At 55.2% G+C, this 16,500-nt stretch carries 16 protein-coding genes; 2 read left to right on the top strand and 14 right to left on the bottom strand.

Features of this window, described 5'->3' with window-relative positions; genetic code table 11:
• Nucleotides 1-40: 40 nt before the first annotated feature.
• The 8 genes from menE to IP582_RS17655 form a co-directional block, all read right to left on the bottom strand.
• Nucleotides 41-1,396, bottom strand: coding sequence for an o-succinylbenzoate--CoA ligase (menE, locus tag IP582_RS17620; RefSeq protein WP_193793966.1), 1,356 nt, complete (start codon nucleotides 1,394-1,396; stop codon nucleotides 41-43).
• A complete protein-coding gene (gene menC, locus IP582_RS17625) occupies nucleotides 1,393-2,358 on the bottom strand; it encodes an o-succinylbenzoate synthase (RefSeq protein WP_193793967.1) in 966 nt (321 codons plus the stop codon). Before menC ends, menE begins: the two co-directional genes overlap by 4 nt.
• Nucleotides 2,358-3,215, bottom strand: coding sequence for a 1,4-dihydroxy-2-naphthoyl-CoA synthase (gene menB / locus IP582_RS17630; protein ID WP_039079905.1), 858 nt, complete (start codon nucleotides 3,213-3,215; stop codon nucleotides 2,358-2,360). Before menB ends, menC begins: the two co-directional genes overlap by 1 nt.
• Nucleotides 3,212-3,988, bottom strand: coding sequence for a 2-succinyl-6-hydroxy-2,4-cyclohexadiene-1-carboxylate synthase (gene menH / locus IP582_RS17635; RefSeq protein WP_193793968.1), 777 nt, complete (start codon nucleotides 3,986-3,988; stop codon nucleotides 3,212-3,214). The genes menB and menH overlap by 4 nt, the downstream gene beginning before the upstream one ends.
• Nucleotides 3,985-5,655, bottom strand: a complete 1,671-nt coding sequence (gene menD, locus IP582_RS17640) for a 2-succinyl-5-enolpyruvyl-6-hydroxy-3-cyclohexene-1-carboxylic-acid synthase (protein ID WP_108700924.1) — start codon at nucleotides 5,653-5,655, stop codon at nucleotides 3,985-3,987. The genes menH and menD overlap by 4 nt, the downstream gene beginning before the upstream one ends.
• Nucleotides 5,656-5,726: 71 nt before the next feature.
• Entirely contained in the window at nucleotides 5,727-7,025 is a 1,299-nt protein-coding gene (menF, locus tag IP582_RS17645) for an isochorismate synthase MenF (RefSeq protein ID WP_193793969.1), read from the bottom strand.
• Between the two features lie 84 nt (nucleotides 7,026-7,109).
• On the bottom strand, nucleotides 7,110-7,415 hold the full coding sequence (elaB, locus tag IP582_RS17650) for a stress response protein ElaB (protein WP_039079901.1): 306 nt from the start codon (nucleotides 7,413-7,415) through the stop codon (nucleotides 7,110-7,112).
• A 53-nt stretch (nucleotides 7,416-7,468) separates the two neighbouring features.
• Nucleotides 7,469-7,930: a GNAT family N-acetyltransferase gene (locus IP582_RS17655; protein ID WP_193793970.1), complete on the bottom strand. Its 462-nt coding sequence runs from the start codon at nucleotides 7,928-7,930 to the stop codon at nucleotides 7,469-7,471.
• 72 nt (nucleotides 7,931-8,002) lie between these two features.
• Between IP582_RS17655 and rbn the strand changes: the two genes are divergently transcribed.
• Nucleotides 8,003-8,920, top strand: a complete 918-nt coding sequence (gene rbn / locus IP582_RS17660; RefSeq protein WP_193793971.1) for a ribonuclease BN — start codon at nucleotides 8,003-8,005, stop codon at nucleotides 8,918-8,920.
• Nucleotides 8,921-8,997: 77 nt separating this feature from the next.
• Complete coding sequence (locus IP582_RS17665; protein ID WP_193793972.1) at nucleotides 8,998-10,023, top strand: chemotaxis protein; 1,026 nt, start codon at nucleotides 8,998-9,000, stop codon at nucleotides 10,021-10,023.
• Between the two features lie 67 nt (nucleotides 10,024-10,090).
• Here the strand turns inward: IP582_RS17665 and nuoN are convergent, their stop codons facing one another.
• The 6 genes from nuoN to nuoI all read right to left on the bottom strand — a co-directional run bounded on the left by nuoN (nucleotide 10,091) and on the right by nuoI (nucleotide 16,498).
• Nucleotides 10,091-11,548 carry an NADH-quinone oxidoreductase subunit NuoN gene (gene nuoN / locus IP582_RS17670; protein ID WP_193793973.1) on the bottom strand — a complete coding sequence of 486 codons (1,458 nt, stop codon included), beginning with the start codon at nucleotides 11,546-11,548 and terminating at the stop codon, nucleotides 10,091-10,093.
• 7 nt (nucleotides 11,549-11,555) lie between these two features.
• Nucleotides 11,556-13,085, bottom strand: a complete 1,530-nt coding sequence (gene nuoM / locus IP582_RS17675) for an NADH-quinone oxidoreductase subunit M (RefSeq protein ID WP_193793974.1) — start codon at nucleotides 13,083-13,085, stop codon at nucleotides 11,556-11,558.
• A 167-nt stretch (nucleotides 13,086-13,252) separates the two neighbouring features.
• Complete coding sequence (nuoL, locus tag IP582_RS17680) at nucleotides 13,253-15,094, bottom strand: NADH-quinone oxidoreductase subunit L (protein WP_039079888.1); 1,842 nt, start codon at nucleotides 15,092-15,094, stop codon at nucleotides 13,253-13,255.
• On the bottom strand, nucleotides 15,091-15,393 hold the full coding sequence (gene nuoK / locus IP582_RS17685) for an NADH-quinone oxidoreductase subunit NuoK (protein WP_004388260.1): 303 nt from the start codon (nucleotides 15,391-15,393) through the stop codon (nucleotides 15,091-15,093). Before nuoK ends, nuoL begins: the two co-directional genes overlap by 4 nt.
• A complete protein-coding gene (nuoJ, locus tag IP582_RS17690; protein ID WP_039079886.1) occupies nucleotides 15,390-15,944 on the bottom strand; it encodes an NADH-quinone oxidoreductase subunit J in 555 nt (184 codons plus the stop codon). Before nuoJ ends, nuoK begins: the two co-directional genes overlap by 4 nt.
• Nucleotides 15,945-15,955: 11 nt before the next feature.
• Nucleotides 15,956-16,498: an NADH-quinone oxidoreductase subunit NuoI gene (gene nuoI, locus IP582_RS17695; protein ID WP_039079885.1), complete on the bottom strand. Its 543-nt coding sequence runs from the start codon at nucleotides 16,496-16,498 to the stop codon at nucleotides 15,956-15,958.
• Nucleotides 16,499-16,500: the final 2 nt, after the last annotated feature.

Consider the following 16,500-nt stretch of genomic DNA (forward strand, 5'->3'; position numbering starts at 1 on the left):
GTTGTGTACAGTTCATTGGCATATTGCGCTACGCAAAAATCTACCGTTCAGCGACCCATGACTGTAGCGCACGTCGTGATATTTTAATGCCGCCAGACGAAAGATGCGCCGGCAAGCGCAACCACGCAACGGGCTGCTGGAAGCGCGCAAGCTTGTCCTGTACCCAGGTGGTGAGCTGCGAGAGCTCAACGGCGTCATCACACTCCACCACCGCTACAGGTCGGTGACCAAATTCGCGGTCTTCGCGGGGAACAATAAAAACCTGTTGAACCTGAGGATGTGCCACGATAACACGCTCTACCTCCTCCGGCTGGATACCCTCGCCGCCGCTGAAAAACAGATTATCCAGTCGTCCCAGAATCGTCAGACGGCCATCGTGCAGAACGCCTTTATCACGGGTGGGAAACCAGCCCTCGTCATTGAGCAACGGCAATAATTCCCCGTCGCGCCAGTAACCTGAGGCCATACTTTCCGCCCGCAGCCACACTTCATCGTCAACGATACGCAACGCTCTTCCCGGCAGTAGGCAACCGACATCAGACTGCCCATCAGCCTCTTTCCCGCATACCGTTGAAGCGAACTCCGTCAGGCCATAGCCACACCAGGTACGGATCCCGCGTTCGCGCGCATGTTCGGTCAGATCGACAGGGATCGCCGCGCCGCCCAGCAAAACGGCTTTAAGAGAGACCTCCACCGCATCATTCAGCAAGCGCCACAGTTGCGTTGGCACCAGCGACGCATGAGTACACCCCTGCAAAGCCTCTGCCAGACCGTTCTCAGAGACGGTTAAGCGCGCGCCCGCCAGTAACCAGCGCCACAGAATTCCCTGCCCAGAGACGTGATAAAGCGGCAGTGACAACAGCCAGTCATCTTCTGGCGCGAAAGGAATCATCGCCAGTACCCCTTGTGCGCTGGCGAGGTGTGCCGCGCAGGTGTGGACCGCCGCCTTAGGTAAACCTGTTGAACCCGAAGTCAGGGTCATCGACGCCAGCCGTTGTGGCTGCCAGTCAATAGCATAAGATTGAGCAACAGGTCGCAGTTCAAGAGGCGTCAGACCGACAAAGGTATTGCTATCAGCCAGATTAACGGCAAAACGCAGCGTCAGGGTTGGCAGCAATGCCTCCAGCAACAGCGCGGGTAATTGAGGGTTAACCGGCAATACACGCGCGCCACATTGCAGTAACGCCAGCCACGCTAACAATACCTGAGGCTGGTTTCGCCCACGTAGCATCACACCATCACCCTCACTCACCCCCTGGCGGGCAAAACCGGCGGCCAGCGCATCAACGCGCGCGCACAGGTCACGCCAGTTTAAAGTCTCATCCTGCAAGCGAATAGCGGGCTTATCGCCACGCACTTCGCGCCAGTCATGCCAGGGCCAGGTATTGAACGTCATAGCAGTGGTTCCAGCATCTCAACGTTATGGCAGGGTAATGGGCTATCCGGCCAGCGGCGTACAAGCTGAGCCTGCATCAGGTTTAACGTATCGAGACCCGGGATGGTGTCAGGGGTGAGCCATGCGGCAATACGCGCCAGTTGAGTCAGACCAAGGCTGGATTCGATTGACGAACTGATAACCGCTGTCATACCCAGTTGTGTGGCTGCTTTCACCTGCCCCTGAACCTTCTCAAGGCTTCCGGTTAAGGTGGGCTTAATCACCACCGCACGTACGCCCTCTTCACGCTCAAAGGTAAAATCGGCATCGCGCAAACTTTCATCCCAGGCTATCGCTATGCCCGTTTCACGGGCAAAGGCACGCGAATCATCACGGGTTTTACAGGGCTCTTCCAGAAAAGCAATGCGATCGCGGTATTGCGGATCCACATATTTTGCGAATTGCTGCGCTTTGAGCGGCGTCCAGGCGCGGTTAGCGTCCAGACGCAGGCGCAAGTCAGGCATCGCCTCCAGCAGCAAGTTAGCCACCATACCATCACGCACCGCTTCATACAGGCCCACTTTCATTTTCGCCACTTTTTCGCCCGGCATAGCAGCCAGTGCGGCAAAAAGCGCATCCGGGTCACCCGTGCACAGCGTCGCGGCACGGTAGTCTGCCGCCGTTGGCAACGTGCCGCGCAGTTCCGCCAGCGCACAACTGATACCAAAGTCAACCGACGGCAACCCCGGCAACACGCCGCAATCCCCCGCTCGCCACCCTTGCGCCCAGGCACAGACGGCGGCTGTCGCTTCCTCAAGAGACTCCACGCTAAATCCCGGCAAAGGCGAAATCTCGCCCCAGCCTTCCTGCGCGTCATCCCGCAAATGAATAAACAGCCCGTCACGGGTTTTCAGCCGCCGATCACGCAGCACGACGCCCGCATCCATCGGTATCTGCCAGCGGTAAACCTGCGCGCTGCGCATTACGGATTCCGTTTAAATTTGCTGAAGTCCGGCTGGCGTTTTTCGTTAAACGCGTTGCGGCCTTCCTGACCTTCTTCGGTCATGTAGAACAGCATGGTGGCGTTACCCGCCAGCTCCTGCAGACCTGCCTGACCATCACAGTCGGCGTTGAGTGCCGCTTTCAGGCAACGCAGCGCCATTGGGCTGTTCTGCAACATTTCACGGCACCAGCGTACGGTCTCTCTCTCAAGCTCAGCAACCGGCACCACCGTGTTTACCAGCCCCATATCCAGCGCTTCTTTTGCATTGTACTGACGGCACAGGAACCAGATTTCGCGCGCTTTTTTCTGACCAACAATACGCGCCATATAGGATGCCCCCCAGCCGCCATCAAAGGAGCCCACTTTCGGGCCGGTCTGGCCAAAGATAGCGTTTTCCGCCGCGATCGTGAGATCGCACATCATGTGCAGCACGTGACCGCCGCCAATGGAGTAACCCGCAACGGCCGCAACCACCGGTTTCGGGCAGGTACGGATCTGGCGCTGGAAGTCCAGTACGTTCAGATGGTGCACGCCGGAGTCGTCCTGGTATCCACCGTAATCGCCACGGACTTTCTGATCGCCACCCGAACAGAACGCCTTTTCGCCTTCACCGGTCAGAATGATCACGCCGATGTTATCGTCATAGCGCGCATCAGCCAGCGCCTGAATCATCTCTTTGACGGTCAAAGGACGAAATGCGTTGCGCACCTGAGGGCGGTTGATGGTAATTTTGGCAATACCATCCACCGATTTGTGATACCGAATATCGGTATAGCCTTCAGAGCAGTCTTGCCATTCAATCGGTGCGTACAGCATGGTTTCATCGGGATAGATCATAATATGCCCTTTATATCGAGACGCAGAATTTGCGCCAGGCAGTTAGCCACACTATCGGGGCGTTCCCGATGCGCGTTATGCCCGGCGTCAACAATGACATGACAGTTCGCGCTGACATCAGCCGCCAGCGTGCGAAATTTACTGTCAAACTCACCACATAAATAATGAAATGGAAAAGGCGCGTTACGCAGCGCAGCGCGTAAATCCGGTTGTATAGCGAGCGAAGTCGCCTCCAGCATAGCGGCAAGCGCCGGGCCGTTGTTCTGGCTGCGTAACGCCACCAGACGTTGCCGTTGCTCGTCACTCAATGACGCAAATACCTGCTGTTGATACCAGTCGTTAAAAACGCCGACAAGCGGTTGCGCACGAAATCGCTGCGCCCATTGTCTATCTGATATCAGGCGCTCCTGCCGTGCAGTCGCATCCGTCAGGCCAGGGTGACCTCCTTCAACGATCACACCCAATAGCCCCTTCGGCTGAGAGCAGGCAAAGTGCATCGCCACCCGTCCGCCCAGCGAGTACCCTATCAGCCAGTAACTTAGTATGTTGTAACTACAAAGCGTGTCGCACAGCGCATCGTTAAGTTGTTCGAAGGATGTAACCATGCTATCCGCCGAACCTCCGTGGCCCGGCAGGTCAATATAGAGGCGTGAACAGGCCGTAAAGCGTTCGCCGACGGGCAACCATTCGCGGCTGTCACCCGAAAAACCGTGCAGAAAAATTAGCCACGGCTTTTGCGGCTCTCCCGGCATAGCCCGCGCATGTAGGATCACAACTGACTTACCTGCGCGAGCAACTGTTGCAGTGTATGCGCGCCGTCAGTGTCTTTCACCACCAGCTCAATCAGCGTTGCCCCCGCTTTACTCCATGCTCCCGCCAGCGCTTGTTCAAGCTCATCCCAGTTTTGGGGATGATGGTATTTCAGACCAAACATCGCCGCCGCATGCTCAAAATGGACATGCTGCGGCATTAAATAAAACTGTTCGCGCTCGCTTTGCGGCGTCGGCAACAGCGAGAAAATCTGCCCGCCGTTGTTATTGACCACAATCAGCACCAGCGGCGCAGAAGCCTGGCGCAGTAATGCCAGTGCATTCAGATCGTACAAGGCAGACAGGTCACCGACGATTGCAAGCGTAGGCCGCGCCGTGCCGCGCTGTACACCTGCGGCAGTAGAAATCAGGCCATCGATACCGCTCGCACCACGGTTGCTGTAAACCGGGTAACCGACAGGTAACTGCCCCAGCGCATCCACCAGGCGGACCACCAGGCTATTGCCGAGGAACAGTTGCCCTTGATCCGGCAGATACTTCGCCAGTCGATGCGCCAGTTGCGCTTCGCCAAAGGTTTCGCGTTGGCTGGCAACCGCCTGCCACGCCTGAGCGGATAATTGTGGAATGTCAGTACACCAGGGCGCGCGTGATTCCGCCGGGTGCAGTTCCAGCCACTCGGCAACACCGGAAACCAGACGGCGACCACGGTGATGAGACGGATCAAGCCGCCCGGCAACGGAATCTACCAGCCAGTACTCCTGCGGCTCGCAGGTCGCCTGCCACTGAAGCAACCGCTTACCGGTCAGGCTGCTACCCAGTTGAACAACAATTTGTGCCGTTTGCAGTTCACTCACCGCGCGAGCATTGCCCAGCCACAGGTCGGCGCACGGCAGCGGCTGCCCGGTTTGTGAAAGGACATCGCCAATAAGCGGCCAACCGAGCATTTTCGCCCATGCGGCCACCAGCTTGCCTTCCGACGCGCTCATTCGACCCGCCACAACCACGCCGCGTTTCTGCCGCCAGAAAAACCAGTCGCGTTGTTTCGCGCTGCCGCTATGCAAATCTTCACGCAGCCAGGGTTTGTCGTCCTGCCACCAATCGCCGGGCGCCTGCTGCCAGGCAAGCCCCGTATCATCCATTTCACCGTATAGCGGTTCGGCAAACGGGCAGTTGATGTGCACTGGCCCCGTCTGCGCGGACGCCATTAGATGATCGATAGCAGAGAGCAACCAGCGGGCCGGGATGTCTTGTGATGGACGCGGCAGCGCCAGTGATTGCGCCGGGTGCGATGCAAAGATCCCCGGCTGGCGTATTGCCTGGTTGGCCCCGCAATCAATAAGTTCAGGCGGCCTGTCAGCGGTCAGAAAAATCAATTTTTCCCCGGTGAGGCTGGCTTCGATCAGCGCCGGGTATAAATTCGCCACAGCGGTACCGGAGGTGACAATCACCGCAACCGGAGTGCCGCTTGCTTTTGCCAGACCGAGCGCAAGATGCCCCAAACCGCGTTCATCAAAGTGCGTGTGATGGATAAAGGACGAATTTTCTGCCGCCGCCAGCGTCAGCGGCGTGGAACGGGACCCCGGTGCGATACAAATATGTCGCACGCCGTGGCGCGTTAAAGCTTCAAGGATCACCGCCGCCCAGCGTCGGTTAAAAGCACTCACTGACATAAGTTTGTCCAGTATCAATATTGTGGCTTAGTATAAGGAATCGAAAAAAATAGATTTTTGATATGGGTCGGTTATACGTGTTTCATTATCAAGAGCGAACGCAATCCCGCTGCTTTATTTTCGATTTCCTGCCATTCCATTGTCGGGTCGGAACCCGCCACGATCCCGGCTCCCGCGTATAAACGTACGGTTGTACCACTGATTTTTGCACAGCGTAATGCGACGCAGAACTCGCTTTGTTTAAGTGACAAATAGCCTGCCGAACCGGCATACCACTCACGCTCAAAGGGTTCATGCTGGGTAATAAACGCACGCGCCGCCAGGCGGGGGAGCCCGGCCACCGCCGCTGTTGGCTGGAGCAGCGTTAAGCACTGTGCATCATCGTAATGATGCATCTCGGTCCAGATACAGCGTCGCAAATGCTGCACTTTACGCAGTCGAACAATTTGCGGTGGCAATACATCCAGCGTAGAGGTTGCATGCTGTAATCTCTGACAAATATCTTCAACGACCAGCATATTCTCGCGCTGGTTTTTATCGTCATTCATTAACCAGTCGCCAAGCTCAGTAGCCCGGGTATCGTCTGTATCATTGGCGACGGTACCGGCCAGCGCTTCGGTACGCAATGAGGTTCCCCTTCTGCGCCACAGGCGCTCGGGAGATGACCCCAGAAACGCATTGTGGGGATCGAATGCGATAAAAAAATGAAAGCAATGGTGGTTAAGACGACGGCTCGCCGCCATAACTGCAGCAGCATTAACCGGTTGGGAGAAATGGTAATCCGTGGCACGCGCGAGTACGACTTTATCCATCTCGCCGCGGGTAATCGCCTGCGTGGCCTGCGTGACCAGCGCTTCCCAGCCCGATTGTTGCGGAAAGTGATGCTGCGAGACCAATTCCATTTGCACATCTGGCAGCGATTTCGCCCGTACCAGGGCATCAATAAATACCTGGGCCTGCGCGACATCGTTTTGTTGCGCGTTGCCATTTAAGACAATAAGGCGTAAGGATGCCCGCCCCCCTTCCCGACGCCATTCGAGACGCGGCAGGAACAGCTCGCCTTGTTGAGGGTCAAAAGCATTCAGCCCCCAGATACGCAGGTCATGTTCGGGATTATTGTTAAGAAAATGCCGGGCTTCTGCCAGTGAGGGAAAACGCAGCACCTGACCCAGCGCTGCGGCTTCATCTTCACCGCTACGTTGCTGCCAGTAAAATTGGGGGAAACAGGGCTGGCTGGCTAAAAAAGTCAGTGGGTCAAAAGCGTCATTGAGGGCAAAGGCAACGTCAAAAACGTAGAATCCAGGTGAGTTGGCATCAATGCCGGATAACTTCTCGCGTAACTGCTCCAGCGCAACTGAAATCGAAAGCACGCAATCCCCTCCCGCTCAAAAACGCTTAGTATACGGGGTGACTGCGAAAATTAGCAGTACCCCCGTTGAGGGAGGGGATTTTTATTAACGACGGGCCAGCAGCAAGCCCAGGACAAGACCGACAGAGGCGCCTACGCCAATACCGTGCCAGGGGTTTTCGTGCACATAATCATCCGCGCGGTAAACCGCTTTTTTCGCCCGATAGTAATAGGTATCAGACGCGCTACTGACGCGGTTTTTCACTTCATGCAGTGCCTGTTCTGCGCGTGCTTTAAGCTCAATATACTTCTGGTCAGCAGGGTCGCCTGAGGAACGTAACACTTCTTCCAGCGTCTCGCTCAGCAGGGCCAGGTCATCATCGATACGTGAATCATAAAATTGATTAGACATCGGTTTTCTCCATGTTATGTACCTGTCCGCTAACTATAGACAATCACTGACGGTTACGCCTGGCGCACTTCCCGCGCCATACCGATGTGTAAAATGCCATCTTCGTCATAAACATCAGTCACCGGAACAAAACCAAAGCGGGCATAAAAATGCTGCAGATGGGCCTGCGCCCCCAGATACAGCGCGTGCTGCGGCCAGTGTTGCAGGCAGGAAGCTACCGCACGTTCCATCAGTTGGTAACCCAATTTTTCACCGCGAACCTGCTCACTGACGATCACCCGACCTATCACTACAGGCTCCAGATCGTCTTCACTTTTCAGAATCCTCGCATACGCCACCAGCTGATTTTCTTTCCAGCCGAGCAGATGGCGGTTTTGACCAACCAGGTCATCGCCATCGACATCAAGGTACGGGCAGGTTTGTTCAACAATAAAGACTTCACAGCGCAGCTTAAGCAGGGCGTAAAGTTCAGCGACGGTCAATTCAGAGTGGTGAAGGTCCTGCCAGCGAATCATGATGTGCTCCTTATTTGGTGTGACCTCGTTATACTAAATGCTTTGCCATTAACGCAAAGGGCGTAATGCATTGTGGAACTGATTTTTCTTGGCACCTCTGCGGGCGTGCCAACCCGCTCGCGTAATGTGACCGCGATATTGCTCAATTTGCAGCACCCAACGCAGGCTGGCCTGTGGTTATTTGACTGCGGCGAAGGGACACAGCATCAACTGCTGCGCACGTCCTTTAATCCCGGCAAGCTGGATCGTATTTTTATCACTCACCTGCATGGTGACCACCTTTTTGGCCTGCCAGGGCTGCTCTGCAGCCGTTCAATGGCGGGCAATGCGCAGCCGCTGACGATTTATGGACCAAAAGGGATTCGCGAATTCGTGGAGACCAGCCTGCGTCTGAGCGGGTCGTGGACCGACTATCCTCTGACGATTGAAGAGGTTAGCGAGGGTCTGGTTGTGGATGATGGTTTACGCCGTGTCACTGCTTTCGCGCTGAACCATCCGGTAGAGTGTTATGGCTATCGTATTGAAGAGCATGAGAAACCCGGCGCCCTGGATGCCCGGGCATTGGTAGCCCAGGGCGTACTGCCCGGCCCGCTTTTCCAGCGTCTCAAAAACGGCGAAACGGTGACGCTGGCAGATGGCCGCATTATTCGCGGTGAGGATTTCCTCGCCCCGGCAACACCGGGGAAAAAACTGGCCATTTTCGGTGATACCGCCCCGTGCCCTGCCGCGCTGCAATTGGCTCAGGGTGTCGACATGATGGTACATGAGGCCACGCTGGAGCATGCCATGGAGGAAAAAGCGAACAGCCGTGGACACAGTTCAACGCATCAGGCGGCGCAACTGGCGCGGGACGCAGGCGTGGGCAGGCTCGTTATTACTCACTTAAGTTCCCGCTATGACGCCGAAGGAAGCCAGCTATTACTTCACGAATGCCGGACAATATTTGCACAAACCACCCTCGCAAAAGATTTTTATACCATTGCGCTGTGATGTGATATTGCGCACTCTACTTTTTCCGCAATGTGCCGATAACAGTCTTACCGCAGGTATTTCACATTGAGGGCACCATGGATAATTTCCAGAAAGATATTGATGACAGGGCGAATCTCACTCTGTCTAACCGTTTTGAGCTGTTGCTGTTTCGTCTTGGTGCCTCGATGAAAAACGAGAAATCAGAACTTTTCGGCATTAACGTTTTTAAATTGCGCGAAATCGTTCCGATGCCAACGTTTACCCGTCCTGCCGGGATGAAACCGCCGTTAATGGGGATGGTGAACATTCGCGATCAGGTGATCCCGGTGATTGATCTCTCTGCCGTTGCTGGCTGTAAGCCTGAGACTGGACTCAATATTTTGTTAATTACTGAATATGCCCGCAGCGTACAGGCGTTTGCGGTGGAGTCGGTAGAGAACATTATTCGTCTGGACTGGAAACAGGTTCATACGGCAGAGAAGGCCATCAACGGTCAGTACATCACCAGTATTGCCTGTCTGGACGAAGACAAAGACAGCAACAATCTGGCGATGGTGCTGGATGTTGAGCAGATTCTCTATGATATTTCGCCTGCGGATCACGACCTGCACGGCAACCATCTTCCGGATAAGAAATTCAACATCAGACCCGGTGCCGTCGCGATTGTGGCAGAAGATTCGAAAGTGGCGCGTGCCATGCTGGATAAAGGTCTGCAGGCAATGCAGATCCCCAACACGATGCACATTACAGGTAAAGATGCCTGGGAGCGTATTCAGGTGCTCAGCCAGCAGGCCGATGCTGAAGGCGTCCCTATCAGCGATAAGATTTCAATGGTTCTGACGGACCTGGAAATGCCAGAAATGGACGGTTTCACCCTGACCCGTCTTATCAAGAGCGACCCACGTCTTAAGCATATTCCGGTAGTGATTCACTCCTCGCTATCCGGTAGCGCCAACGAAGACCACGTGCGTAAAGTGCAGGCCGATGGTTATGTGGCGAAATTTGAAATTAACGAACTGTCGTCGGTCATTCAGGAAGTGCTTGAACGTTCAGCCAGCCATATCACCGGGCCGCTGGTCAGTGGACAAAAAATCATGTCCAGGCCGTTGCTGGCAAAATAAATTCACAACGTTTTTTCAGACATAAAAAAACCGCCGATATCGGCGGTTTTTTATTATCTGAAAGGCATTACATCAGCGGTTTCGCCAGTTGTACCAGCGAAATCAACGGCTGCGGATAGATACCGAGCAGCAGCACCAGCAGTGCAGAGATCAGTACCACAACACCACCGGCGCTATACTGCCAGTTACCCGGTGCATCACGGTTAAGCTGTTGCGGCGCACTCAGATAGAGACTTACCGCGACGCGCAGATAGTAGTAGAGACCGATGGCAGAGCCCAGAACCACGGCCGCCGTCAGCCACCACAGGTGTGCCTGTACGCCCACTGCCAGCACGTAGAACTTACCGATAAAGCCCAGCGTCATTGGAATACCCGCCAGCGACAGCATCATAACCGTCATTACCGCCGATAGAATTGGACGGTGCCAGAACAGGCCGCGATAAGAGAACAGGGATTCCGCGTCCGGGCCACGATACGGACTGGACATCAGGCTCACCACGCCGAACGCGCCAAGGCTGCTGAACAGATAACCCGCCAGGTAGACACCCACCGTTTCCATCGACATCTCACCGCTTTGCAGCGCAATGAGCGCTACCAGCAGATAACCCAGATGGGAAATGGAAGAGTAACCAAGCAGACGTTTAATGTTGGTCTGGCTCAGCGCCATCAGGTTACCGAAGATGATGGAGACAAAGGCGATAATCCCCAGTACGACGCGGATGGCTTCACTTTGGCCTACCGGTGCGTACAGGAACAGACGCATCACGACGCCAAAGATAGCAATCTTGCTCGCCGTTGCCAGGAAGGTTGAAACCGGCGCTGGCGCACCCTGATAAACGTCCGGCGTCCAGAGGTGGAACGGAACCAGAGAGAGTTTAAAGCCAAGGCCAACAATCATCAGACCCAGACCGGTCAACAGCAGCGGTTCATGCAGTACGTCCCCGGCGATGCTCTTGCCCAGCGCAACAAACGACAGATTGCCGGACTGTGCGTAAACCAGCGCCATACCGAACAGCAGGAAAGAAGAGGCTGCGGCAGACAGAATGGTGTACTTAATACTGGCTTCCAGCGAACGTTTTTGACGGAAAGCGTAACCAATCAGCCCGAACAGCGGTAAAGAGATAAGCTCGATACCGAGGAACAGGGCCGCCATATGGTTGGCGTTCGCCAGCAGAATTCCGCCCAGCGCGGCGATCAACACCAGCAGGTAGAACTCTTCTTTATTGTCGTTGTAGCCTTCAAGCCAGGGATAGGCAAACGTACAGGTTGCGAGGCTCGCCAGTAGCACCAGGCCGGTATACAGCATGGCGTAACCGTCTACGCGCATCAATGGCGTCACGTCCATTGCACCCGCCTGGCCAACAAACCAGAGCGACAGCAGAGCGACGTTCAGACCAATAACCGATAGCGTGGCATTGAAGAAATGGTTGCGTCGCCACGCAATGGAGAGCATCACAACCACCACCGTCAAGCCGACGATCAGCAGCGGCAGCAGCGCAATCAGGTGTTGTGTGGTTAAAGTCATAAGCGCTTTACGGCCTTGTAGTAGAAACAGAATTAACAAACCACTGCTGGATATTACTCATCGCGGAATGCGAGGTATCCAGAATCGGCTGCGGATAGAAGCCAAGCAGTACCAGAAGTACAACCAGCGACAGAATCATCAGCAGCTCGCGCAGTGACATCCCTGGTAACGTTTGACTGGCCAGCTCGCTTTTTGCTTTACCGAAGTAAGCGCGATGCAGCATCGCCAGTGAATAAACAGACGCAAACACCAGACCGAAGGTCGAAATAACGGTAATTACCGGAACGACCTGATAGCTACCGAACAAAATCATAAATTCGCCAACGAAGTTACCGGTGCCTGGCATACCCAGCGTGGCAACTGCAAAGAACATCGACAGCGCAGGCAGCCATTTAATTTTGCCCCACAAACCGCCCATCATGCGCATATCACGGGTATGCAGGCGTTCGTACAACTGACCACAGAGGATGAAAAGACCGGCGGCGGAAAGACCATGGGCAATCATCTGGATTACCGCCCCCTGATAGGCCAGTTGGCTGCCGGTGTAGATGGCAATCAGCACGAAGCCCATGTGGGAAACGGAGGTATAGGCGATCAGACGCTTGATATCGTACTGCGTGAAGGCCATCCACGCGCCGTAGAAGATACCGATAACACCCAGCCACATGGCAATCGGCGCAAACTCGGCGGAGGCGTTCGGGAACAGCGGCAGAGCGAAACGCAGCAGACCGTAGGCCGCCGTTTTCAGCAAGATGCCCGCAAGGTCAACGGAACCCGCCGTCGGTGCCTGGGAGTGCGCATCCGGCAGCCAGCCATGCAACGGAACCACCGGCATTTTCACCGCAAACGCGATAAAGAAGCCCAGCATCAGCAGGTATTCAACACCGTGCGACATCGGGGTTTTCAGGAGATCCTGATAATCGAAGGTCCAGACGCCTGTCGCGTTATGATGCACCAGCACCAGCGCCAGAATCGCAATCAACATCACCAGACCACTTGCCTGGGTATAGATGAAGAATTTGGTCGCGGCGGTGATACGTGTCTTCCCGTCGGAGGCTTTGTGGCCCCAGAGTGCTATCAGGAAGTACATCGGCACCAGCATCATTTCCCAGAAGAAGAAGAACAGGAACATGTCGATGGCCAGGAACACGCCGATAACGCCGCCCAGGATCCACATCAGGTTCAGGTGGAAAAAGCCCTGATATTTTTCGATTTCACGCCAGGAGCAGAGTACCGCCAGTACGCCGAGGAAACCGGTCAGCACCACCATCAGCAGGGACAGGCCGTCCAGTGCCAGATGGATATTGATACCAAAACGCGGGATCCAGGGGAGTAAGAACTCCGATTGCCACTGCGGAATGCCAGCGGATTGCGTTAGTGAATAGCCGCCCTGCAACCAGAGTTGCAGGCCAAGCGCCAGCGTCAGTCCCATGGTGACCAGTGCGATCCAGCGCGGAACACGGACGCCAAAGCGTTCGATCTGCCAGCACAGGAAACCACCGATGAAGGGAATTAATATTAGCCAGGGTAATAACATGGCGATTTTTATTCCTTGTTAAAGTCCCTAAGGGACCGATTTTCAACGAATTCGACAACATTCACGATTGGGTGCTGTTTCTTGTGCCGCTAACGCTTAGCCGACCTACGGTCTCGTAGGCCCGGTAAGCGCAGCGTCACCGGGTAAAACCACACCTCAAATCAAACTCAATGCAATACCATCAGCAACGCCAGAATCACCACTGCACCGATGCTCATCGACGCCACATACCAGCGCAGATAGCCGTTCTCACTTAGCAGCAGACCTTTGCCTGCAAAGCGGGACAGAATCGCCGGAATGTTCATCAGTGCATTCAGTGGATCGCGTTTCAACAGCCATGCCACACCGAGGAATGGTTTGACGAAGACGCGATCGTACAGCCAGTCAAAGCCCCACGCGTTGTACCACCAGGTGCCCAGCAGACGGCCCGGTGCGCTGTTAGCAATCGATGTCACCAGGGTACGTTTACCCAGCCACAGCCAGGCAGCCAGCAGGATCCCGACGATAGCCACAACACCCGAAGCCACTTCCAGCATGACCACGCTACCGTGTTCAAGCTCGGTGGTTTCCGGCAGTACGCCATGCAGCGGCGGAACAATCATTGCGCCGACAAACGTGGACAGTACCAGCAGTACAATCAGCGGCAGATGATGGGTAATCCCCTTCCCTGCATGTGCATGAATTTGTTCTTTGCCATGGAAGACGATGAAAATCATACGGAACGTATACAGCGAGGTCATAAACGCGCCGACCAGGCCCGCTACCATCAGGTTGATATGACCGTTAGCCACGGCACCCGCAAGAATTTCGTCCTTACTAAAGAAGCCCGCAGTCACCATCGGCAATGCTGACAGCGCCGCACCACCCACAAGGAAGCAGGCATAAACCAGCGGAATAGACTTACGCAGACCGCCCATTTTGAAGATGTTCTGCTCGTGATGGCAGGCCAGAATCACCGAACCGGACGAGAGGAACAGCAGCGCTTTAAAGAACGCGTGCGTCATCAGATGAAAAATCGCCGCATCCCACGCCTGCACGCCCAGCGCCAGGAACATATAGCCAATCTGGCTCATGGTGGAGTAGGCGAGAACACGTTTGATGTCGGTCTGTACCAGCGCGGCAAAACCCGCCAGCAACAGGGTTACTGCCCCGACAATCCCCACCAGATGCAGAATTTCCGGCGTTAACAGGAACAGGCCATGCGTACGCGCAATCAGGTAGACACCCGCGGTCACCATCGTTGCGGCGTGGATCAGCGCGGAGACAGGCGTCGGGCCTGCCATCGCATCAGCCAGCCACGTTTGCAACGGAAGCTGTGCAGATTTACCGACCGCACCACCCAGCAGCATTAGTGTCGCCCACTGCAGCATGGTGCTGCCGTTGGCGAAATGCTGCGGTGCCAGTTCAACCATTTCGCGGAAGTTCAGGGTGCCCAGTTCGTTATAAAGAATGAACAGCGCAAAGGCGAGGAAGACGTCACCCACGCGGGTTACGACAAACGCTTTCATTGCGGCTGCGCCATTCTTCGGATCGGTGTAGTAGAAGCCGATCAGCAGATAAGAACAGAGGCCCACGCCTTCCCAGCCGAGGTACATCAACAGCAGGTTATCCGCCAGTACCAGAATCACCATGCTGGCGATAAACAGGTTGGTGTAGGCGAAGAAGCGGGAGTAACCCTCTTCGCCGCGCATATACCAGGAGGCGAACATATGGATCAGGAAGCCAACGCCGGTCACCACAGAGAGCATGGTCAGCGACAGACCATCCAGCACCAGACTAAAGCTGATGTTGAAGTTGCCAACAGACATCCACGTCCACAGTGGTTGGGTAAAACCCTGATGACCGTTATTGATGAAATCCAGTCCGACAATCGCCGTTACCAGTGCAGATAAACCGATAGAGCCGATACCCACGGTGGCAGACAGATTTTCCGACCAGCGCCCACGTGAAAAAGAGAGCAGCAAAAAGCCAATCAGAGGAAAAATAATGGTTAAGGCGAGCATGTTCATCCACGCATCTCACTTACTGAATCGATATTCAGATTCTGACGGCGACGATGGAGTTGCAGCAGCAACGCCAGACCAATACTCGCTTCTGCAGCCGCGAGGCTAATGGCGAGGATGTACATTATCTGACCGTCGGTCTGCCCCCAGTAGCTGCCTGCCACCACAAAAGCCAGCGCGGCGGCATTGATCATGATCTCAAGCCCGATCAGCATAAACAGCAGGTTGCGGCGAATCACCAGACCAGTTAAGCCCAGCACGAATAATATCGCCGCGAGGATCAGTCCATGTTGTAAAGGGATCATGCGCGCTCCTCCGTTTTTCTTTTCGCGCGATCGTCCGCCCGATTGCTCAGCACTTCGCCCATACGGTCTTCACGACCGACATGGAAGGCGACCACCAGGCCTGCCAGCAGCAGCATAGAAGCCAGTTCAACCGCCAGCACATATGCGCCGAACAGGTCCTTGCCCACCGCTTTGGCGCTGATCGGCGTACCATCAATACCCTGATCGTTAACGCCAGTAATGGCGTAAATCATCACGCCCAGCAGCACAGCAGACAACAGTGCCGGGCCAACCCACACTTGCGGTCGCAGCCACTGACGCTCCTGTTCGATTTCGCTGCCGCCCAGATTGAGCATCATCACCACAAACACGAACAGCACCATAATCGCGCCCGCGTAAACGATGATTTCCAGCGCACCGGCAAAATAGGCGCCAAGCGAGAAGAAGACACCTGCAATCGCCAGCAGCGACACAATCAGGTACAGCAACGCATGCACCGGATTGGTATGGGTAATAACCCGTAGTGTCGCGAGGATGGCTACCAGGCCACAGATATAAAAAGCGAACTCCATTGCCCCTCTCCTTACGGTAACAGGCTCTTGACGTCGATAGGTTTGGCTTCGTTCTGCGCCTCGCCCTTATCTTTTCCGTCGATTGCCATACCTGCCATCCGGTAGAAGTTATATTCCGGATATTTACCCGGACCGGAGATCAGCAGATCCTCTTTTTCGTACACCAGATCCTGACGCTTGTACTCACCCAGTTCGAAGTCCGGGGTTAGCTGGATTGCAGTGGTTGGGCACGCCTCTTCACACAGACCGCAGAAAATGCAGCGCGAGAAGTTAATGCGGAAAAACTCCGGATACCAACGGCCATCTACCGTCTCTGCTTTTTGCAAAGAGATACAGCCTACCGGGCACGCTACCGCACACAGGTTACAGGCAACACAGCGCTCGGCGCCGTCCGGGTCACGCGTCAGGACGATGCGTCCACGGTAGCGCGGCGGCAAATATACCGGCTCTTCCGGGTACATCCGAGTTTCGCGTTTCGCAAACGCATGCAGGCCGATCATCCAGATACTGCGCACCTGGGTGCCGAAGCCCACGAGTAATTCTTTTAAAGTCATGG

The organism is Citrobacter sp. BDA59-3 (assembly GCF_015167655.1).
GTDB lineage: Bacteria > Pseudomonadota > Gammaproteobacteria > Enterobacterales > Enterobacteriaceae > Phytobacter > Phytobacter diazotrophicus.